This is a genomic window from Halorubrum aquaticum (assembly GCF_900113615.1).
GTDB lineage: Archaea > Halobacteriota > Halobacteria > Halobacteriales > Haloferacaceae > Halorubrum > Halorubrum aquaticum.
On sequence record NZ_FOPZ01000010.1, the window covers coordinates 48,053 to 69,119 of the forward strand.

Sequence of the window (21,067 nt, forward strand, 5' to 3'; positions counted from 1 at the left end):
TCGCCCGCCGCGGGAGCCTCCGCGTTCCCGGCCGAGTCGGGCGCGGCGGTCACGCGATCACCTCCTCGAGCGCGTCGACCACGCGGTCGACGTGGTCGTGCTCGACCGTCAGCGGCGGCAGCAGGCGCAACACGGTGCGACCGGCCGGCAGCGCGAGGATCCCGTGGTCGATCGCGAGGTCGCGGAGCAGCCGGTTGGAGCCGCGTTTCACCTCGATGCCGACCATCAGCCCCTCGCCGCGGACCTCGCGGACGTCGTCGCCGAGGCGGGTCTCGATCTCGGCCCGGAGGTACGACCCCACGTCGGCCGCGTGGTCGGCCAGCCCCTCGCGTTCGATGACGTCGAGGGTCGCGCCGGCCGCCGCGGAGACGACGGGGCCGCCCGAGAACGTCGAGCCGTGGTCGCCCGACTCCGCGGCGATCCAGTCGCGACACAGCGTCGCGCCCATCGGGAGCCCGCTCGCGAGCCCCTTCGCGGTCGTGAGGACGTCGGGCGTCACGTCGTGGCGTTCCGCCGCCCACGTCGACCCCGTCCGGCCGAGCCCGGTCTGGATCTCGTCGAGGACCATCGCGGTCCCCGTTTCCTCGGTCGCCTCCCGCACCGCGCGGAGGTATTCGGTGGCGGCCGGGTTGATCCCGCCCTCGCCCTGAAGCGGTTCGAGGATCACGGCGGCCGTCGCCTCGTCGACCGCCTCGCGCATCGCCGCCTCGTCCCCGTACTCGACGAACTCGACGCCGCCGGCGAGCGGCTCGAACCCCCGTTTGTACTTCGCCTTCCAGGTGGTCGCGAGCGCGCCCATCGTCCGGCCGTGGAAGCCCTGCGTGGTCGCCACGATCTTCTCGCGGCCGGTCGCGTGCCGCGCGAACTTCAGGGCGGCCTCGTTGGCCTCCGTCCCGGAGTTACACAGCCAGACGTTCCCGACGTCGCCGGGTGCGACCGCGGCTAACTGCTCGTACAGCGCCGTCCGCGTCGCGTGCGGGTACGACGCCTGGACGTACATGAGCTCCTCCAACTGGCTCGTGGCCGCGTCGACGACCTCGGGGTGACAGTGGCCGACCGGGGTACACGCGTAGCTCGCGCCGAAATCGAGGTAGTCGTTGCCGTTCGTGTCGGTGAGGTGGACCCCGTCGCCGGAGGCGATCTCGATCGGCTTCTCGGAGAAGACGAAGCCGCTCATGCGTCGACCGCCTCCGTCTCCTCGGCATCCTCCGCGTCCTCGTCCGTTCCGTCGACCGCCGACTGCTCGATCGTCGTCCCCGAGCCGTCGAGCGCGGCGAGGATCGGGTCGGTGGCGTTGGCATCGGCGATAAAGACACGGCCGGAGCCGCCCGAGAGCGCCTCCGTCGCGGCCATCACCTTCTTGCCCATGAACCCCTCGGCGGCGTCCTCGATCGCCTCCAGGTCCGCGGGCGTCGCGGCCGACTCGATCAGCGTGTCGGGGTCGTCCGGGTCGGCGTAGACGCCCGCCACGTCCGTCAACAGGACGAGGTCCGCGCCGAGCGCGCCGGCGACCGCGGCGGCCGCCCGGTCCGCGTCGGCGTTGACCGGCGTGACGCCGCCGTCGCTCTCCGTCCCCTCCATGGGGGGCGAGACGACGGGGGTGTAGCCGTCGGCGAGCAGGCCGGCGAGCAGGTCGGCGTTCACCGACTCGATCTTCCCCGAATGTTCGCCACGGCGGATCTTCCGCTTGCCGTCCTCGACGACGCGAACCGCCGACTTGCGCGGCCCCGAGAGGAGCCCGCCGTCGACGCCCGAGAGCCCGACGGCGTCGACGCCGGCCTCGCGGAACAGCGCGGTCAACTCGGTGTTGAGTTTGCCCGCCATCGCCATCGTGAACGCCTCCATCGCGTCGGCGTCGGTGAACCGGCCGGTGACGCCGGAGGCCGACTCGACGTACTCCGGCTCCATGCCCAGCCGCTCGATGGTCTCGTCGACGACTGTCGAGCCGCCGTGGACGACGACGACCGACCGGCCGTCCGCGGCGAGCGCCGCCACGTCGCCGACCGCGCCCGCCGGATCGACCGCCTTCGCGCCGCCGATCTTGACGACGACCGGCGGCTCGTCTGCGGGCGCGCCGCCGGCGTCGGTCTGTCCACCGCTCATGGCGACCCCACGGGGTGAAGCCCCCCGAACTCGAGGCCGGCGGTCTCGGGCAGCCCGAGCGCGACGTTCGTCGCGTGGACCGCCTGCCCCGCCGACCCCTTGGTCATGTTGTCGATCGCCGAGAAGACGACGACGCGCCGGTTCCCGGGGTCGAGCTCGAAGCCGACCTCGCCGTGGTTGGTGCCCGCGACGGACTTCGGCTCGGGGTAGCGGTAGACGCCGCCCCCGCCCGAGACGACCCGCATGAACGGCTCGTCGGCGTACGCGCCGCGGTAGCCCTTCCAGAGGTCCGCCTTCGAGACGGGCTCGTCGGGGAAGACGTGGCAGGTCGCGGACGCGCCGCGGACCATGTCGACCGCGTGGACGGTGAAGGAGACGGAGAGCCCGAGGTACGCCTCGATCTCCGCCTCGTGGCGGTGGCCGGTGGGCGCGTACGGCCGCACGACGCCCGAGCGCTCGGGGTGTGAGGAGGCCGCGCCGCCGCCGGCGCCGCCCTCCGAGGAGCCGACTTTCACGTCGACGACGACCTCGCCGCTGTCGGGACCGAGCACGCCAGCGTCGACGAGCGGCTTGAGCCCGAGGATCGTCGCCGTCGCGTTACAGCCGCCGCCCGCGATGAGGTCCGCGCCGGGGAGGTTCTCGCGGTTGAGTTCGGGCAGCGCGTACTCCGCACGCTCGAGGTACTCCGGCGACTCGTGGCCGTCGTACCACTCGTCGTACATGGCGGCCTCCGGCAGCCGGAAGTCGGCCGAGAGGTCGACGACCGTGTCGGCGACCTCGAAGTAGTCGTCGACGCGCCCCATCGAGACGCCGTGTGGCGTCGCCGAGAAGAGCACGTCGACGGACTCGAGGTCGTCGGGGTCCGAAAACCGGAGGTCGAGGTCCCGGAGGTTCGGGTGCGAGCGGCCGACGGTCATGTTGTCGGCCGACCGCGAGGTGGCCTGGACGACCTCGAAGTTCGGGTGGCCGGCGAGCAGGCGCAACAGCTCGCCGCCGGTGAATCCCGTGCCGCCGACGACGCTCGCGGTGTAGGTCTCGACGGCGGCGTCCGCGTCGGTCGCGGCGGCCGCGGCTTCGGCGTCCGCCCCCGTTCCCGTCCCGCTCATAGGACGACCTCGTCGGCGTCGGCGTCGCCGGAACCGTCACCGTTCGAACCGTCGGATTCGGCCGCGAACGCCTCGGCTTTCGACTCCAGCCAGTCGACGACCCGCGCGGGGACGTCGACGTCGCTGGCCTCGGTGAGCGCCTTGAACTCCACCGTGTGGTTCACCTCGTGGACCGTGTACTCGCCGGATCCCTCGCCGCCGACCTCCATCAGGTCGATGCCGAGCATCCCGCCGCCGACCGCCGCGGAGGCGCGCTCGACGAGTTCGAGCGCCCGGTCGTCGACGTCGAACGACTCGGTCGTTCCGCCCTTCGCGGCGTTCGTGAGCCAGTGCTCCGACGAGCGCGTCATCGCGGCGACGGGCTCGCCGTCGACCGCCACCACGCGGACGTCGCGGCCCGGCTTGTCGACGAACTCCTGGACGTAGAACACCTTGTGCTCGTAGTGGCCGAGCGTCTCCTTGTGCTCGAGGATCGCCTCGGCGGCGCTGCGGGTGTCTATCTTCGCCATCAGCCGGCCCCACGAGCCGACGACGGGCTTGAGCACGCACGGATAGCCGAACGACTCGATCGCCTCCATCGCGGCCTCCTTCGTGAACGCGACCTCCGTGGCGGGCGTGGGGACGTCCGCCTCCGCGAGCGCGAGCGAGTTCTTCGCCTTGTCCGCACAGACGTCGCCGGTCTCGGGGGAGTTCACCACGGGCACGCCGTAGCTGTCGAGGAACTTCGTCGCGTACAGCGACCGGCTCGTGGAGAGACACCGGTCGACGACGAGGTCGAGGTCGGCGACGTTCGCCGTCGTCGACTCCAGTCCGAACCGCTGTTTGCGCACGTCGATCTTCTCGATCTCGTGGCCGCGGTCGCGCAGTTCCTCGAGCAGCAGCTTCTCGTCGCGGCGGATCCGCGAGTAGAGGATCCCTATGCGCATTCCGACCACTCGCGTGTCGACGTCGTGAGGTTCGTCACCATCTACTCTCCCCAGTCCTCCTCGAGTTCGGGAGCCTCCTCCAGCGTGACGGGATCGAGCGAGATGACCTCCAGTTCGGTCCCGGTGACCGGACTGTCGATTATCTCGCCGACCTCGACGTCGGCCGGAAGCTCGATCTCCTCGCCCGTGATCGGGTCCTCTGCCAGCACCGGGTCGGTATCGGTCGTCATCGTGGGCGATACTCACCCCCGATAAAACATAAACCCTTCGGAAATATAATTTTGTTTACAAAACATGGAGTCTCCTCTAACGGTGCGAAAAGCGATTTCAGCCGTCATGTGAAATCCGATGACAGATTCCAGTAATTAGTCGTCCCCTCGCGGGGACGGCGGCGATCGCGGCGGTCGCGGCGGCTGCTGAAACGTCGAGGCCGCGTCACGGGGCGACTCACACATACGTCTCCACCTCCGTCTCCAGCCGATCGGTCGCGTCCGCGAGCGCGTCGCGTCGCGTGGCCACGACCTCCGCGTCGTCGTCGAGTTCGGCCCTGCTCGCCGCGAGCGCCTCGGCGACCGCGTCGGGGGCGGGCCCGCCGGTCGAATCGCGGCTCGCGACGCTCTCGGTCGGATCGAGCGCGGCCTCCACCTCCTCGCGGCTCACGTACGCCGAGAGGGGCTCACCCGTGATCTCCCGTGCGGCCTCGTCAACTTTTGCGGCCGCGGTCGCCGGGTCGTCGGCGTCGTCGATGCCCTCGGCGGCCGCTGCGACGATCTCGTGGGCGGTCCGGAAGGGCATGCCGCCGGTCGCGAGCAGGTCGGCGACGCCCGTCGCCGTCGAGAACCCGTCGCCGGCGGCCGCCGCGAGGTCCTCGACCGCCCAGTCGGCGGTCGCGACCGCGCCGGCGGCGACCTCGGTCGCCTCCCGCACGTCGTCGGCGATCTCGAACACGCTCGCGTGTGCGCGCTGGAGGTCGCGGTTGTACGCGCGAGGCAGCCCCTTCAGCAGCGAGAGCGTCCCCGTCGCCTCGCCGATCGCGTCGCCGGCGACGCCGCGGGTCAGCTCCAGCGTGTCGGGGTTCTTCTTCTGGGGCATGATCGAGGACGTGGACGAGTAGTCGTCCGACAGCTCGAGAAAGCCCTTGTTCGAGAAGAGGATCAGGTCCTCCGCGAGCCCCGACAGCGTCGTCGACAGCGTCGCACACGCGGTCGCCGCCTCCGCGAGGAAGTCGCGTGCGGAGGCGGCGTCCATCGAGTTGTGGACGAGTCCGTCGAACCCGAGCAGGTCGGCCGTGCGCTCGCGGTCGACGTCGAAGGGCGTGCCCGCGAAGGCGGCCCCGCCGAGCGGCGAGCGGTTCGTCCGGTCGTACGCGCCGAGCAGGCGCTCGGTGTCACGACCGACCCCGCCCGCGTACGAGAGCAGGTAGTGGCCGACCGTCGTGGGCTGGGCGGGCTGGAGGTGGGTGTACCCGGGCATCACGGTCTCCGCGTGCTCGCTCGCGACGTCGAGGAGCGCCTCCCGCAGCGTCAGCGTCGCCTCGGCGACCGCGAGCAGGTCCTCGCGCAGGCGGTAGCGGATACACGTCGCCACCTCGTCGTTGCGCGAGCGCGCCGTGTGCATCCGGCCGCCGTCCGGTCCGACCCGGTCGATGACGGCCGTCTCGATCGCCTCGTGGACGTCCTCGCCGTCCGGGAGCGCGCCGTGTCCGGCGGCCTCCACGTCGTCGAGCGCGGCGAGGACCTCGCCGGCGACCGCGTCGTCGACGATCCCCTGCTCCGCGAGCATGACCACGTGCGCGCGGTCGACCGCGAGATCCGCCGCGAAGATCGCCTCGTCGGCCGCCAGGCTCGAGAGGAACGCGCGGGCGGGGCCGCCGCTGAAGCGGTCGCGACGGACGGCGGTGCCGCCTTCCGCCGAGTCGTCCGCGTTCGCGACGGCGTCCGTCGCCGTGTCGGGATCGTCGTCGGTCATCTAGTTCCCGTCCGTCTCACCGGAGCCGTCGTCGGACGCGGCACCGCCGTCCGTGGCGAGTTCGGGCTTCGAGACCGCCTTCTTCACGTCGTTGGCGAGGCGCTCCTGGAGCCCGTGGTACTTCGCGACGCCCGTGGCGTCCTCCTGGGCGATGCCGGCGACGTCCTCGGTGTTGAACGAGGCCATCTCCTCGGAGTAGACGGCGTACTCGGAGTCGCGGGCGACGACGCGGCAGTTGCCCCCGGAGACCTTGACCGTCGCGGTGCCGGTCACCACGTCCTGGGTCTCGTCGATGAAGGCGTCCAGCGCGTCGACGACGGGCGCGAAGACGAGCCCCTGGTAGGCCTTCTCGGACCACTCGTGTTCGATCCCCTTCTTGAACGAGCGCTCGTTCTTCGTGAGGACGAGGTCCTCCAGCGCCTGATGAGCCGTGAGCAGGACCGTCGCGGCCGGGTGCTCGTAGTTCTCGCGCACCTTGAGCCCGAGCATGCGGTCCTCCATCACGTCGGTGCGGCCGATCCCGAACTCGCCCGCGTACTCGTTGAGGTACTGGATGAGGGAAACGGGGTCCATCTCCTCGCCGTCGACGGCGACGGGGACGCCCTCCTCGAAGGCGACCTCGATGGTCGTCTCGCCCTCCGGCTCGGCGGTCCACTCGTAGATGTCCTCCGGCGGCTCGTAGTTCGGGTTCTCCAGCTTGCCGCCCTCGACCGCGCGCGACCAGATGTTCTCGTCGATGGACCAGACGCCGCCGTCGCCCGCCTCGACGGGCAGGTCCTTCTCGGCCGCGTACTCGATCTCCCACTCGCGGGTGAGCCCGAGCTCGCGGACGGGCGCGATCACTTCGAGGTCGGAGCCGCGCCAGACGGCCTCGAACCGGAGCTGGTCGTTGCCCTTGCCCGTACAGCCGTGGGCGATGGCGTCACAGCCCTGTTCCTCGGCGACGCCCAGAATGGCCTCGGCGATGACGGGGCGCGCGAGCGCGGTCCCGAGCGGGTAGCCCTGATAGGTCGCGTTCGCCTTCACCGCGTCGTAACAGAGGTCGGCGAACTCCGCCTTCGCGTCGACGACGTGGAGGTCGAGTCCGAGCGCCTCCGCGGTCTCCTCCGCCTCGTCGAACTCGTCGGTCGGCTGGCCGACGTCGACGTTGACGCCGATGACCTCGTCATAGCCGTACTCCTCTTTCAGGATCGGAACGCAAACGGTCGTGTCGAGTCCCCCACTGAACGCGAGTGCAACGCTTGTCATTACCGGAGTAGAACCGTCTTAACCCCTTAAATTCATCGGTTTAGATGTCGTAATGAACTGGGAGAGCCGACGCTGACGAGCGATATAGCGACGACTCTCCGGGACGAAACGGCGCGAACGCGACGAGTGAAACCTTCGGCCTCAGGGGGCCGGTCGTCGCGCCGCGCCGGAAGCCGGTCGCGGCGGTCGGACTGCTCGTCGCGGTCGCGGGGCTCGTCGTCGTCGGAAGAGCGTGGGGTCACGACGAGCCTCCGCGGTCATCACTAGGACGTAATCCCGCTTCGGCATAAAAAGATTCCGCACTTCCGACGAGAACGGTCCTCGCCGAGGGTCCGCACGCGAACGGCTGCGACTCGACGACGAGTGCCGTCAAAGCCCCAGCCGCTCGGTACTATACAGTCAATTTTCCGGCGGAGAACACCGTCAAAGCCCCAATCGCGAGGACTCGGGGGCCTCGCGATTGCCCCTTTGAGTCCCACCCCACAGCACAGCCCCGCACCTCACGCCTCCCCAGCCTCGTCGGTCGCCTCCGGCGACCGACTCCCTCGCGGGCCGGTCGCGGGCCGACGGCCCGCTCCCGGGCGCGCCACTACAACGTGGCGTCCTCAGATCGCCTCTCGGTACGCCTCGAGCGTCGTCTCGACGTCCTCCTCCGTGTGCGCGTAGGAGGTGAACTGACACTCGAACTGGTTGGCGGTGAGGAACACGCCGCGCTCCTTCATCTCCTGCCAGAACACCCGCTCCCAGCGGTCGGTGGCGGCGTTCGCGACGTCCGCGCCGGTCTTCGGACAGGCGTCGTAGCGGTCGCAGTCGGGGTTCTGCCGACACCCGCCCGCACAGCAGTCGTCGGGGTCGTCGGGCGCCTCGCGGGTGAACACCGTCTTGAACATCGAGTCGGTGCCGACGACGGTGTACTCCGGGGCCCGCTCCGCGCAGATCTCCGTGATCCCCTCGCGGAGCTTCCGGCCGAGCCGGTTCACGTGTTCGTACACGTCGTTCTCGGCGGCGTACTCCAGAGTGGCCTTGCCCGCGGCCATCGTGACCGGATGCCCCGAGAACGTGCCCGACTGGAAGACGTCGCCCGCGGGCGTGAACCCCTCGATCACGTCGGCCCGGCCGCCGATCGCGCCGACCGGGAACCCCCCGCCGATTATCTTCCCGAAGGTCGTCACGTCCGGGGTGACGCCGAACTTCGACTGTGCGCAGCCGAGCCCGCCCACCCGGAATCCGGTGATCACCTCGTCGAAGACCAGGAGCGCGCCGTAGTCGTCACACAGGTCCCGGAGCGTCTCGTGGTAGCCGTCGACGGGCATGACGATCCCCGTGTTGGCGAGGATCGGCTCGACGAGGACGGCCGCGATGTCGTCGCCGTGCTCGGCGAACACCTCCTTCGCCGCCTCGGGGTCGTTGAACGGGACCGGGAGGGTGTGTTTCGCGAACTCCTCCGGGATCCCCGCCGTCGACGGACGGGGGTCCTCGGCGGACCCCTCCACGAGCGTCGACTCCTGTGCGCCGTGATACCCGCCCTGCATCACGACGACCTTGTCGCGGCCGGTGTGGCCGCGCGCCAGCCGCACCGCCGACACCGTCGCCTCCGTCCCCGAGTTGACGAACCGGATCGATTCGACGCTCGGGACGTGTCGCGCCACGAACTCGGCGTGTTCGACCTCGACCTCCGTCGGCGCGCCGTACATCGGCCCGGCCGCGACGTGCGACTGGATCGCCGCCTCGACCGGCTCGGGGAGGTCGTGACCGTACAGCAGGGGGCCGTACCCCATCACCCAGTCGACGTACCGGTTGCCGTCGGCGTCGATCACGTGGCCGCCGTCGCCGCGCTCGACGAAGAACGGGTGCGGCATCGTCGCCCGGACCGAGGAGTTGACCCCGCCCGGCATGACCGACAGCGCGCGGTCGTACAGCTCGCGGGAACGCTCGTGGTTCATGTCCGGCGCTTCGAACGCCCCGTGGAAAGGTGTTACCGAGTCGGCTTCGGTCGCCTCGATCCCTCCGGCATCGGTCGGCTACATTCCGTCGTCGCTCCGGAGCATTATCGCGCCGCTGACGAGCATGAGCAGCGCGAGCACGGCCATCCCGAGGTCCCACGGCATCGCCGCGGTCATCGTCGCGTCGCCGCCCATGCTCCCCATCGTCCCGATTCCCCCGCCCATCGATCCGTCTGTCATTCCGCCGCCGTCCGTTCCGCCGCCGGTCGTCCCACCCGCCATGCCGGTCGCCAGCGCCGCCTGGTTCGCGAGCATGACGACCGCGTACGCGAGCATTAGCCCCCCGCTCGTCGCGTCGTCGAGGGGAACGGCCGGCGCGAGCAGGAGGGCACCGTGGACGACGACCACCGCTCCGAGCGCGAGCATGAGCCACGCGGTCAGCGTCGTTCGCGTCGCGCCGGCGGCGCTCGCGATCGAGTAGCCGCCGGAGGCGAACGCGATCGCCGCGCCGTACAGCCGAGTGTCCGAGACCATACGCGGTCTCACGACGCCGACAGCAAAAGGGTTGGTCGGTCGTGTGTCGGTTCCGCGAGGCGAGTCATCCCGCGAGGGGAATCGCCCTCGCCGACTACACCGCCTCGGGACCCGTCACGCCGGTCCGGACCTGAAGCGCGTCCTCGACGGGCAGGACGAACACCTTGCCGTCGCCCGGTTCGCCGGTCTCCGCGGCGTCGCGGATCGCCTCCGCGACCTCGTCGGCGGGGATGTCGGCGACGACGACGTCGACTTTCACCTTCTGGTGGAGGTCGACGGTGAACTCCTCGCCGCGCCACTGGCCGGTCTTGGCGGGCTGGGAGCCGCGACCGGAGACGTTCGTCACGGTGAGCGAGGGCGCGTTGATCTCCGCGAGCGCCTGTTTTATCGCGCCGAGCTTGTCGGGACGGACGATCGCGGTGACCATCTTGATCTCCGTGCCGCCCTCCTCGCCGCCGTCGGCGCGCGGAGAGCCGTCCGCCGAGCGGGCGTCGCCGGCGGCGACCGTCCCCCCGTCGGTGCTGACGGTCGGCTTGCCGAACTCGGGGTACGTCTCCACGCCGTGTTCGCTGACGTCGAGGCCGTCGCGCTCGTGTTCCGGCGTGACGCGGGCCTGTCCGACCGCCTTGAACGCCCCGAAGACGGCGGCGGTCGCGGCGACCGTCCACACCGTGATGACGGCGACGCCGATCACCTGCGAGACGAGCAGGCTCGAGGAGAAGCCGTCGACGTGGACGAACGGCAGCGCGAGCACGCCGATGACGCCGGCGGAGCCGTGGACGGGGAACACCGCACAGACGTCGTCGATCTTCATCCGGTCGGAGGCGAACTCGAAGACGAGCGGGAGCTGGAGACCGCAGACGAGCGCGACCAGGATCGCTCCCCACCACGTGACGACGTTCGCGATGCCCGTCACGCCGACGAGCCCCGCGAGCAGGCCGTTCGCGACGTACAGCGTGTCGACCTTCTTCGTGGTGTACAGCGAGGCGATCGCCGCACCGGCACCGCCCGCGGCCATTCCGAGGGTCGTCGCCAGCGAGACCCGACCGACGGACGCGTAGCCGCCGAGGGCGAGCTCGCCGCCCTCGGTGACCGAGAACACGGTGGCGGTCGTGCCGACGTTGAACCCGTACCAGCCGAACGCCAAGACGAGCGTACCGAGCACCGCGAACGTCATCGAGTGTCCGGGAATGACGTTCGTGGAGCCGTCCTCACCGTAGCGGTCCATGCGCGGGCCGATCACGTACGCCGCGGTGAGACCGGCGATGCCGCCGACTCCGTGGACGATCATCCCGCCGGCGAAGTCGGTGAACCCGAGCCCGGCACCTCCGAGGAATCCGCCGCCCCAGGTGATGCCCGCGACGACCGGGTAGATGACCGCCGAGATGGCGACCGTGTACGCCACGTACGCGCGGAGCTTCGCGCGGCCGGCGACCGCGCCGGAGACGATGGTGGCCGCCGTCATCGCGAAGACGGCACCGAACAGCCAGCTGTTGACCCAGCTACCGTCGCCGAGAGCCGCGGCGGACGAGAAGCCGCCGCCGCCGGCGACTCCCTCGATCCCGAAGCCGACGAGGAAGTACACGAGGACGCCGACGCTCCACGTGAGCAGGTTCTTCGTGAGCTGGTTGGCGACGTTCTTCGCACGGACTTGTCCCGCCTCGAGCATCGCGAAGCCGGCGTGCATGAAGAAGATGAGGAAACACACCACCGCGACCCACATCAGGTTCACCCCCTCCGCGAGCACGCTCGGATCGATGCTGGCGAGGACGCCGATCGTCACGCCGAACGCACCTCAGTTGAACGTACGTCTACCACACGAGCCGTTTCATCTGCGTTCATGTGTTGAATCACGTTTCCGGGTCGGGTATCACGAATATATAAACGTTTGAGTTGAGTTTCGAAAGAAATCTCTTTAATAATACTGTCAGTGTCAAATATAAGGAGGACACTATGGTGTTTAAGGACGTATTCCAGCCGGTCGTTCGGCAATCGTTGCGAGGGAACTGACCGAATATAGTATTGTTTTTCTAACTACTCTCGCGGGAACGGCGGCGATCGTCGGCCATCGCGCCGGGCGCGACCCCCTTTTGCGAATATTGCCGGCCGAGGAGTCGGCGTTGACGCGGGATATCCGTCGAGTCCGCGGATTACGGGCGATACACCCGATGTACGGAGAAGTTGACGTTCGTACACCGGCCGTCACGATCGGCCGGAACGAGAGCGTCGAGTGGCGGACTACGCGGAGCCGATCGCCGCGATCACTCCGGTTTCAGTCCCTCGCCCTGGACGCGCATCACGGCCTCGCCGTCGGCGAGGTTCGGCGCGTCCACGAGCCGGACGATCCGCTTGTTGCCCTTGGACTTTCGGAGATAGATCCGGAACGTGGAGGCGTGGCCGAGGATGTTGCCGCCGATCGCCTGCGTGGGGTCCCCGAAGTACGAGTCGGGGTTCGACGCGACCTGGTTGGTGACGAGGATGGCGGTGTTGAACAGGTCGCCGATCCGCATCAGGTCGTGGAGGTGCTTGTTGAGTTTCTGCTGGCGTTCGGCGAGCTCGCCGCGGCCGACGTACTCGGCGCGGAAGTGGGCGGTCAGCGAGTCCACACAGACGATCCGGATGGGCCACTCGCTCTCCTCGTGTTCGCCCGCGAGCTCCTTGGCCTTCTCGGCCAGCAGGATCTGGTGGTTGGAGTTGAACGCCTTCGCGACGTGGATCTGGTCGAGGAAAGCGGCGACCAGCTCCTCCATGGCCTCCTCGTTCCCCGGCGTTCCCTCGATCTCGCGTCGCTCCATCTCGTCGGCGAGGATCTCGTCGTCGAGCCCGCGGACCATGTCGTCGATGCGCTCCGGGCGGAACGTGTCCTCGGAGTCGACGAAGATACAACCGCCCTCGAGGCCGCCGTTCTCCTTCGAGAGCTGGACGTTGACGGCCATCTGGTGGGTGACCTGCGACTTCCCGGACCCGAACTCGCCGTACACCTCGGTGATCGACTGCGTCTCGATGCCGCCGCCGAGCAGGTCGTCGACCTCGTCGATCTGCCAGGAGAGCTTGCCGATCTCCTCGCGGCGTTCGAGCACGGTCGCGCCCGTCTCGAAGCCGCCGACGTCGGCCGCGTCGCGGGCGGCGTTGATGATGTCGGAGGCGGACGATTCGCCGATGTCGGCCGTGTTCGACATCTCGCCGGGGCTCGCGACCGCGATCGACTGGTAGCTCTCGAATCCGTTCTCGACGAGCTTGTCCGCGGTCGCCGGGCCGACTCCTGGGAGGTCCTCGAGTTCGTCTTCAGGCATGTACACGACCCTTGTTCGCCATCCGGTATAAAGACTGGTTTACACCCGGGTGAAAGTGGAACCTGCGCCGATGACGCGCTCGGCGACGCGTCGGCTTCCCATCGAAGGACTCGGAAGGAAGCGAGCGGTCGGGCCGCCGGCGAAACTGGTCGTCGGCCCGGCGCGGCCGCCGCGTCCCCCGCTCGGTCAGAACCCGACGCGGCGGACGTACTCCAGTTCGCGGATCTCGACGAGCAGTTCGCCGGGCAGTTCGGCGTCCGTGATCACGTACAGTTTGGGGTCGTCCGTGAACTCGGGATCGTCGCTCAACACTTGACGGATCGGGACGCCGTGGTCCGCGAGGATCCCCGTGACCTCCGCGACTATCCCCGCCTCGTCCGCCGCGGCGACCTCGATCGTGAGGACGGTGAGATCGAGGACGGGGGCCAAGTCCATCAGGCTCGGGATCGACGAGATGTTGGTGAAGATGCGTTTCAGTTCCGGGTCCGCGAGGATCGCGTCGGTCGTGGAGTCGACGACGCGCCGGTCGACGTCGAGCTCGCGGGCGATCCCCGTGTACGGGATCTCGATCCCGCCGGAGACGACCCGCCCCTCCTCGTTGACGGAGAAGCCGCGCTCCAAGAACAGCCGGATGACGGCCTGCTGGCTCGGGGACCCCTCGAACTTCTCGAGGATCTCGTCGAACATTCGTTGCTACGGTGCTCGTCACCCAGGGCTTAAAGAGCGGGGACTGCGGGACCTCAGTTCGCCATTACCGAGTAGACGCCGCCGAGGACCACACCGTAGACGACGTGGCCGACGAGGCTCTCGACGCCGACGTTCGGCAGCGGCGGCGCGCCCGGGAACCCGACGGCGCCGAGCCAGATCGGCATCGCGATCACCGCGAGCGCGACCCAGACGAGGAAGCCGTAGCCCGCACCGACCCCGAGGCTCGTTCCGGTCGAGCGTCCCAGGCCCGGCTTCAGGCTCGCGATCGCCGCGAACCCGAGACCGATGACCGCGCCGTGGGACATGTGGATCGCCCAGCCGAGGGCGCCGGCGGGACCCTGGATGCCGTACATCGCCGGGATCGCCATCTGTAGCACGCCGGGGGTCATCATCGACATCATCGCGCCGAAGACGAGCCCGCCGACCAGTCCACCGGTCACGCCCGCCCTCCAGTTGCCGGTCTCCGTCGATACGCCCGTCGTCGTCGCGGTTTCGGTCGCCATATCCCGCTCGTCGCACGATAACCGGTAATAAACGCCGGTAGTGTGCGTTCGTGCCGCACGGGACCTCAACGGATATATACGGTGGGTTCCAACTTCAGGGGGTTTCGTCGATCGACCACTTCCGCCGAGGTACCCGACCCCTTTTGCCCGATGCCGCCGAAGCCTCGGCCGTGTCAGAGTCGCCGCACCTGCGGTTCTTCCCGTACGAGGAGCCGTACCCGAACCAGCGCGAGGCGATGGACCGGGTCGCCAACGCGCTCTCTCGGGGCCAGGACGTGCTGTTCGAGGGCGCGCCGGGGACGGGAAAGACCCTCTCCGCGCTCGTGCCCGCGCTCGAGCACGCGCGGGAGAACGACCGTACCGTCGTCATCACGACGAACGTCCACCAGCAGATGCGCCAGTTCGTCGAGGACGCTCGCGCGATCACGCGAACCGAACCGCTCCGCGCGGTCGTGTTCAAGGGGAAGTCCTCGATGTGCCACATCGGCGTCGACTACCAGGAGTGTCAGACGCTCCGGGACACCACCCGCTCGATGGTGGAGACGGAGTCGGAGAAGCACGAACTCGAGCAGCGTCAGCGCGAGCTGCTCGCGGAGAGCCGCGAGGGCGACGCCGGGGCCGCCGAGGCCCGTGAGGCGGTCATGGACGAGCTCGACGACCTCGAGGAGGAGATGGACGAGTTCGAGGCGGCGAACGTCTGTGAACGGTACCACAACAACCTGACCCGGAACACGGACGGCTTCTTCGAGTGGCTCTTCGAGGACGTGCGAACCCCGGACGACGTCTACGAGTACGCCGAGGAGCGCGACCTGTGCGGATACGAGCTGTTGAAGGAGGGGATGGAGGGCGTGGACCTCGTCGTCTGTAACTACCACCACCTCCTCGACCCGAACATCCGCGAGCAGTTCTTCCGGTGGATCGACCGCGACCCCTCCGAGATAATCACGGTGTTCGACGAGGCGCACAACGTCGAGGACGCCGCCCGCGAGCACGCCTCCCGGTCGCTCACGGAGAACACCCTCGAGGCCGCCCTCGAGGAGCTCGAGGACAGCGACGACTCCCGCGCCGAGCCTGCCGAGAACGTGCTCTCGGCGTTCCGCGACGCCCTCGTCGACGCGTACGACGGCGCGCTCGGATTCGGCGCGCGCGAGTCCGTCGGCGAGAGCTGGGAGGACGTGTCGATCGCCAACGACGACCGCCGTGACGACCTCACGCTCGCCTTCCTCGAGCGGTACGAGGGCCGGGGGATCGACGCCGAGCTCGAACTCGCGGTCCAGCTCGGGAAGGCGATCGACGAGGAGTACGAGCGGGCCTACCGCGAGGGCGAGGCGACGAGCCGGGCGGAGTGTCGCACGCTTCAGGCCGCCCGGTTCGTCTCGACGTGGATGGAGGAGGGGACCGCGCTCGGGCAGTATCCGGTCGTCTCCGTCCGTCGCGACGGCGGCACCGACGAGGTGTACGGCCGCGCCGAGCTCTACACCTGTATCCCGCGTTCGGTCACCTCGGCGCTGTTCGAGGAGGTCGCCGCCTCGGTGCTGATGAGCGCGACCCTCCGCCCCTTCGACGTGACGGAGGACGTGCTCGGCCTGGAGGACGTCGCAACGCTCGCGTACGGGATGGGATATCCGGCGGAGAACCGGCGGACGTACGCGGTGGACACGCCGCCGCTTTTCGCCTCCGAGCGGAACGACCCGGAGACCCAAGAGGCGGTGAGCGAGCTGCTCCGCGACGCGATCCGGTTCACCCCGGGCAACACGCTCGTCTTCTTCCCCTCCTACGGCGAGGCCGAGCGCTACTACGAGCGGCTCGGCGGCGACGGCGGGCTCGCGGGCGCGGACCTCGGATCGCTGTACCTCGACGGCTCTGGCGAGGACGAGGAGGCGCTGCGGCGGCGGTTCGTCGCGAGCGACGACGCCGCGCTCTTCACCTCCCTGTGGGGAACCCTCGCGGAGGGGGTGAGCTTCGACGGCGACGACGCCCGCACGGTCGTCGTCGTGGGCGTCCCGTACCCGCACCTCTCGGACCGGATGGAGGCGGTTCAGGACGCCTACGACCGGGCGTTCGCCGACCGCGACCGTGCCCGCGACCCCGGCTGGGCGTACGCCGTCGAGATCCCGACGGTCCGGAAGACGCGACAGGCGATCGGTCGAGTGGTTCGCGGTCCCGAGGACTTCGGCGTCCGGATCCTCGCCGACCGGCGGTACACGACCGCCGACATGGGCAAGTACTCCGTGCGGGGGGCGTTCCCTCCGGAGGAGCGCGAGGAGCTGCTCGACGTCGACCCCGGGAAGCTGAAGTTCGCGGTGTTGAACTTCTACGGCGACCACGACGCGTACGACGGAGCGCCACCGCAGCCGTGAGCGGCCCCGGTCACCTCCGGGACTCCCGGGCTCACGTCGGACGCGTCGAGAGCAGCAGCGCGATCCCGCCGAGGACGACGCCAACGAGGATCGTGACGGCGGCGTGGATGACGGTCATCACCGCGACGACGCGCGGCGGCTGGTCGTAGCTCCACCGGAACATGACGGCGTCGAGGGCGAACGCGACGGTCACGGTCACGGCCGCGGGCACGGCGAACCCGCCGCCGACGACGCTGACGACGGCGGGAAGCGGGCCGACGTACAGCGCGCGCCGCGGGTCCACGTCGCCGAGGACGTTGCGGGCGGCGAGGTGTGCGGTGAGGGAGAGAAACAGCGCGAACAGGACGGTCGTCACGAGCACCGACAGCGGCGTCACCGTCTGAGCGGGCATACGCGGCGTAGGCGACGGAGGCTAAAAGGACCGACGGGATCGAGAGCGGGCACGCGCGCGTTACTCGAGGAGGCCGAGTCCCGAGAGCTCCTCGACGATCACGTCGACGGCGGCGGCCGCGTCGGCCGGGTCGGTGCCGCCGGTGACCACGAGCTTGCCGCTGCCGAAGAGCAGGGCGACGACGTCGGGCTCGTCGATCCGGTAGACGAGCCCGGGGAACTGCTCCGGCTCGTACTCGATGTGCTCCAGTCCGAGCCCGATGGCGATCGCGTTGAGGTTGAGGCTCTCGCCGAGGTCGGCGGAAGTGACGATGTTCTGGACCGTGATCTCGGGGTCGTCCTCGATCGGGATATCCAGGGCACGGAGCTTCTCGAAGACGATTTCGAGGCTCTCGTGGACGGCCTCGGTCGAGTTCGCGCCGGTACAGACGATCTTTCCGGAGCGGAAGATGAGCGCCGCGGACTTCGGGTCCGTGGTCCGGTAGACGAGCCCGGGGAACTGCTCGGGGTCGTAGTCGGCACCCTCGAGGTCCATCGCGACGCTCTGGAGGTCGAGCTCCTGCCCGATCCCGGTAGAGGCGACGACGTTCTCTATCGTGATCGTGTCCTTCGGGTCGGCCATTCCTCCGGACGTACGGCGGTCAGGGTTTTAAAAAGGTCGGTAGCCGGGGAGAACGATCGACGGGAGCGGAGATTACGAACGAGAAGAGACATCATATACCCATAATATATGTTTTTCCGAGGAGTATGTGGGAGAGCGGGTGACACCGATGGCGGACGCGTCAGCGGGACGGACGGCGGTGATGGGGAGCCGTCGACGTGTCGAAGCTCGGATGTCGATCGGCCGAGATCCATCGAGGTCCGCCGGGAACCGCCCATATCCGCCGATCTCGAACACGAGCCGCTTCAATCGGGAAATGGATGATGACCGGGAGTGAGGTCCGGAAGCGAAAGGAGACCGGAAGACGCCCCGTCAGCCTCACGAGCGAGATCGGATCCGATGGGAGACCGTGATCGATGGTGGAGTTGGTCGATGACCTCAGAGAAGTCCGATCCGATCGGCCGATCCGGCGTTATTCACACCGAATGTTCCGATATCGTCATTCCGGTGTCGTGAACTCGGAGGGAAACGAGCCGACCGCCAGTCCGTCGACGCTGGCGGGAGTATATAATAAATATAGTTGGTACTTGAATAGAATGGTAAGAAGTGAGAAACGAATTCACGTGGTAGTGTCGGCGCGTGAAGCGCGTCTCCTTTACACCAGTACTTTTGTAAAGTAGGGATGGAAGATATGCGTATGAACGACGCCGGGTCCGGAGCGACGAACAAGGTCGAACGAAAGATCGACGAGTACGACCTCGACGGTCTCGGGGACGAACTGGAAGCGGCTTGGACGGGAGAGAACGGGGACCGGACGAGCCTACGGTCGCTCGCCGACGAGTTCAACCGGGCGGTCCTCGAAGCGGCCGTACGCGAGGCGGACGGCTCGGCGACCGGCTCGGAGGTCGAGAGCGTCCATCGGACGCTCACCGACGACGACGTCCCGCGGTCGGAGGCGCTTCGAACGCGACGGGACCTCGAACGGCGGGGGGTCGACGTGGACGCGGTGCTCGACGACTTCGTGAGCCACCAGACGGTCCACACCTACCTCACGGCCGATCGGAACGTCCGTCCGCCGGAGGGAAACGAGAACCGGCTCGAGGAGCGCCGAGAGACGATCGAACGGCTCGCGGGGCGAACGGAGGCGGTCTCCGAGTCGGCCGTCGACGCGCTCGTGGACGCGGGCGAACTCAGCGATCGCCCGTACGAGGTGTTCGTGGACGTTCGGGTGACCTGTGGCGCTTGCGGCGCCGACTACCGGGTGGGCGAACTGCTTCAGCGGGGCGGATGCGGTTGTGCGGGCGAGTGACGACGGGACATAAATATATAACGCCGGGGACTCGTGTGCGTAGACGATGGCAACGAGTGAAGTGGCGCTGGAGTCCGTTCGGGTACACGCGCGGAACATCGGTGGAATCGATCGAACGGAGGTCGACCTCTCTCCCGGCGTGACCCTCTTACGCGGGCGAAACGCCACGCATCGGTCCTCGTTCCTACAGGCGATCATGGTGGGGCTCGGGAGCACCCGTCCCTCGCTGAAGGGGGACGCCGACGAGGGGGAGGTAACGGTCGATATCGACGGGGAACGGTACTCGCGAACGCTGAAGCGACGGGACGGGACGGTCGTCTTCGAGGGAGAGCCGTACCTCGACGACCCGACGGCCGCGGACCTGTTCGCGTTCCTGCTCGGGGACAACGAGGCGCGGTCGGCCGTCGCACGCGGGGAGGACCTCCGGGAAGTGATCATGCGCCCGATCGACGTGGACGCGATCGAGGCGGCGATCGAGGAGCGAACGCGCGAACGGAACGCGATCGACGACCGGATCGCCGAACTCGAGGGGATCGAAACGGAGCTGCCGCGACTCGAATCGGACCGGGCCGCCCTTCGCGAGCGGCTGAACGAGAAACGCGCGGAGCTCGAGGAGGTGGAGGAGGCCATCGAGCGGGCGGACGCCGACATCGAGGAGAGCCGCGAGCGACGCGAGGAGATCGACGACGCGTTCGAGACGGTCCGACGGGCACGATCGGAGCTGGAGGACCTCCGGTTCGAACGCTCTACGGAGGAGGCAACGGTCGAGGAACTCGAGGCGGAACGCGCGGAACTCGAGGCCGAACTCGAGGCGTTCGACGTGCCGGAGACGGACCCGGACCGGATCGAGGACCGCATCGGGGAGCTGCGTGAACGGAAACGCGACCTCGACGACACGCTCGGGGAGCTTCGGAGCGTCATCAGTTTCAACGAGGACATGCTGGCCGACGGACCGCTCGACGTCGATCTCGCCGACGGCGGAGACGCCGATGGCGGAGAGGGTGACGGCGGAGACGGCGGCGGAGGCGACGTGACCGACGCGCTGGTCACCAACGCGGACCGGACCGTCTGCTGGTCGTGCGGCTCACGAGTCGAACGGACCGCGATCGAGGAGACGATCGAGCGGCTTCGGAGCCTCCACGAGGAGAAGCTCTCCGACCGAAACGAGCTCCAGACGCGGATCGACGAACTCTCCGAGCGTCGGTCGGCGGTCCTCGACCGGACCCGCGAGATCGACGAAGCGGAGGGACGGCTGGCCGACGTGATCGCCGAGCTCGAGCGGTGTCACGATCGGATCGACGAGCTGGAAGCGGAGATCGACGAGAAGGAGGCCGAGATCGAGACGCTGGAGTCGGAGGCACGGGACACCGGCGGCCCCGACTACGACGAGGTCATCCGACTCCACCGCGACGCCACCGAACTCGAACTCGAGATCGACCGGATCGAGACCGAGATGGAGGAGGTCGACGACGAGATCGACGAGGCGGAGGCGGCGATCGAGGAGCGGGATCGTCTCGAGGACGAGCGTGAGACGCTCACGGAGGAACTGGTCGATCTCCGGACACGTGTCGACCGCATCGAGGCCGACGCGGTGGAGTCGTTCAACGAACACATGGCCGCCGTCCTCGACATCCTGGAATACGACAACATCGAGCGGATCTGGATCGAGCGACGGGAGCTGAACGACACCAAGGGATCGAGTGCCGTCCGAACGGAATCGGAGCTTCACGTCGTCAGATCCAACGACGAGGGCGCGAGCTATCAGGACTCCGTCGCACATCTCTCCGAAAGCGAGCGCGCCGTGACGGGACTGGTGTTCGCGCTGGCGGGATACCTGGCACACGAGGTGTACGAGGACATCCCGTTCGTGCTGCTCGACTCCCTCGAGGTCATCGACTCCGACCGGATCGCGCGCGTGGTCGAGTACTTCGAGGAGTACGCCGAACACCTCGTCGTCGCCCTCCTCCCGGAGGACGCCGCCGCTCTCGACGACGGCTACGACGTCGTCTCCGACATCTGAACCGTCGCCATCGGCGACTGACGGCTGAAACGACGGCGGGCGTCGCGACCGGACG

18 protein-coding genes are annotated in these 21,067 nt (G+C 68.6%); 3 read left to right on the forward strand and 15 right to left on the reverse strand.

From position 1 onward, the window contains the following. Positions 1-49: 49 nt before the first annotated feature. From F3H10_RS09770 to F3H10_RS09830, 13 genes are all read right to left on the reverse strand, one after another. Positions 50-1,177, reverse strand: coding sequence for an aspartate aminotransferase family protein (locus tag F3H10_RS09770; RefSeq protein ID WP_149784585.1), 1,128 nt, complete (start codon positions 1,175-1,177; stop codon positions 50-52). Then, positions 1,174-2,103, reverse strand: a complete 930-nt coding sequence (locus tag F3H10_RS09775; RefSeq protein WP_149784586.1) for an acetylglutamate/acetylaminoadipate kinase — start codon at positions 2,101-2,103, stop codon at positions 1,174-1,176. The genes F3H10_RS09770 and F3H10_RS09775 overlap by 4 nt, the downstream gene beginning before the upstream one ends. Then, positions 2,100-3,209, reverse strand: coding sequence for an N-acetyl-gamma-glutamyl-phosphate reductase (gene argC / locus F3H10_RS09780; protein WP_149784587.1), 1,110 nt, complete (start codon positions 3,207-3,209; stop codon positions 2,100-2,102). The genes F3H10_RS09775 and argC overlap by 4 nt, the downstream gene beginning before the upstream one ends. After that, positions 3,206-4,135 carry a lysine biosynthesis protein LysX gene (gene lysX / locus F3H10_RS09785; protein ID WP_149784588.1) on the reverse strand — a complete coding sequence of 310 codons (930 nt, stop codon included), beginning with the start codon at positions 4,133-4,135 and terminating at the stop codon, positions 3,206-3,208. The genes argC and lysX overlap by 4 nt, the downstream gene beginning before the upstream one ends. Before the next feature lie 41 nt (positions 4,136-4,176). Then, complete coding sequence (gene lysW / locus F3H10_RS09790; RefSeq protein WP_066413002.1) at positions 4,177-4,365, reverse strand: lysine biosynthesis protein LysW; 189 nt, start codon at positions 4,363-4,365, stop codon at positions 4,177-4,179. 217 nt (positions 4,366-4,582) lie between these two features. Continuing rightward, positions 4,583-6,103, reverse strand: coding sequence for an argininosuccinate lyase (gene argH, locus F3H10_RS09795; RefSeq protein ID WP_149784589.1), 1,521 nt, complete (start codon positions 6,101-6,103; stop codon positions 4,583-4,585). Beyond that, positions 6,104-7,351, reverse strand: coding sequence for an argininosuccinate synthase (locus tag F3H10_RS09800; RefSeq protein WP_149784590.1), 1,248 nt, complete (start codon positions 7,349-7,351; stop codon positions 6,104-6,106). Between the two features lie 605 nt (positions 7,352-7,956). After that, complete coding sequence (hemL, locus tag F3H10_RS09805) at positions 7,957-9,294, reverse strand: glutamate-1-semialdehyde 2,1-aminomutase (protein WP_149784591.1); 1,338 nt, start codon at positions 9,292-9,294, stop codon at positions 7,957-7,959. 78 nt (positions 9,295-9,372) lie between these two features. Continuing rightward, positions 9,373-9,828 carry a hypothetical protein gene (locus tag F3H10_RS09810; RefSeq protein WP_149784592.1) on the reverse strand — a complete coding sequence of 152 codons (456 nt, stop codon included), beginning with the start codon at positions 9,826-9,828 and terminating at the stop codon, positions 9,373-9,375. Between the two features lie 94 nt (positions 9,829-9,922). After that, a complete protein-coding gene (locus F3H10_RS09815) occupies positions 9,923-11,611 on the reverse strand; it encodes an ammonium transporter (protein ID WP_149784593.1) in 1,689 nt (562 codons plus the stop codon). Positions 11,612-12,089: 478 nt separating this feature from the next. Beyond that, on the reverse strand, positions 12,090-13,121 hold the full coding sequence (radA, locus tag F3H10_RS09820) for a DNA repair and recombination protein RadA (protein ID WP_149784594.1): 1,032 nt from the start codon (positions 13,119-13,121) through the stop codon (positions 12,090-12,092). 186 nt (positions 13,122-13,307) lie between these two features. Continuing rightward, positions 13,308-13,808 carry an amino acid-binding protein gene (locus F3H10_RS09825; protein ID WP_149784595.1) on the reverse strand — a complete coding sequence of 167 codons (501 nt, stop codon included), beginning with the start codon at positions 13,806-13,808 and terminating at the stop codon, positions 13,308-13,310. A gap of 53 nt (positions 13,809-13,861) precedes the next feature. Further along, positions 13,862-14,332 carry a DUF6789 family protein gene (locus F3H10_RS09830; protein ID WP_149784596.1) on the reverse strand — a complete coding sequence of 157 codons (471 nt, stop codon included), beginning with the start codon at positions 14,330-14,332 and terminating at the stop codon, positions 13,862-13,864. Positions 14,333-14,502: 170 nt separating this feature from the next. On the opposite strand from F3H10_RS09830, the gene F3H10_RS09835 reads away from it, so the two are divergent. Further along, the gene (locus F3H10_RS09835) at positions 14,503-16,692 is read left to right on the forward strand and encodes an ATP-dependent DNA helicase (RefSeq protein ID WP_149784597.1); all 2,190 of its coding nucleotides are present in this window, start codon (positions 14,503-14,505) and stop codon (positions 16,690-16,692) included. A gap of 31 nt (positions 16,693-16,723) precedes the next feature. On the opposite strand, the gene F3H10_RS09840 is transcribed toward F3H10_RS09835, so the two are convergent. Together F3H10_RS09840 and F3H10_RS09845 are read right to left on the reverse strand one after the other, a co-directional pair. Further along, on the reverse strand, positions 16,724-17,083 hold the full coding sequence (locus F3H10_RS09840) for a DUF7473 family protein (RefSeq protein WP_149784598.1): 360 nt from the start codon (positions 17,081-17,083) through the stop codon (positions 16,724-16,726). Between the two features lie 60 nt (positions 17,084-17,143). Then, a complete protein-coding gene (locus F3H10_RS09845) occupies positions 17,144-17,704 on the reverse strand; it encodes a TATA-box-binding protein (protein WP_149784599.1) in 561 nt (186 codons plus the stop codon). A gap of 676 nt (positions 17,705-18,380) precedes the next feature. Between F3H10_RS09845 and rdfA the strand changes: the two genes are divergently transcribed. Further along, a complete protein-coding gene (gene rdfA / locus F3H10_RS09850) occupies positions 18,381-18,992 on the forward strand; it encodes a rod-determining factor RdfA (RefSeq protein WP_188127918.1) in 612 nt (203 codons plus the stop codon). A 46-nt stretch (positions 18,993-19,038) separates the two neighbouring features. Then, positions 19,039-21,012, forward strand: a complete 1,974-nt coding sequence (locus tag F3H10_RS09855; RefSeq protein ID WP_149784600.1) for an archaea-specific SMC-related protein — start codon at positions 19,039-19,041, stop codon at positions 21,010-21,012. Positions 21,013-21,067 lie beyond the last annotated feature (55 nt).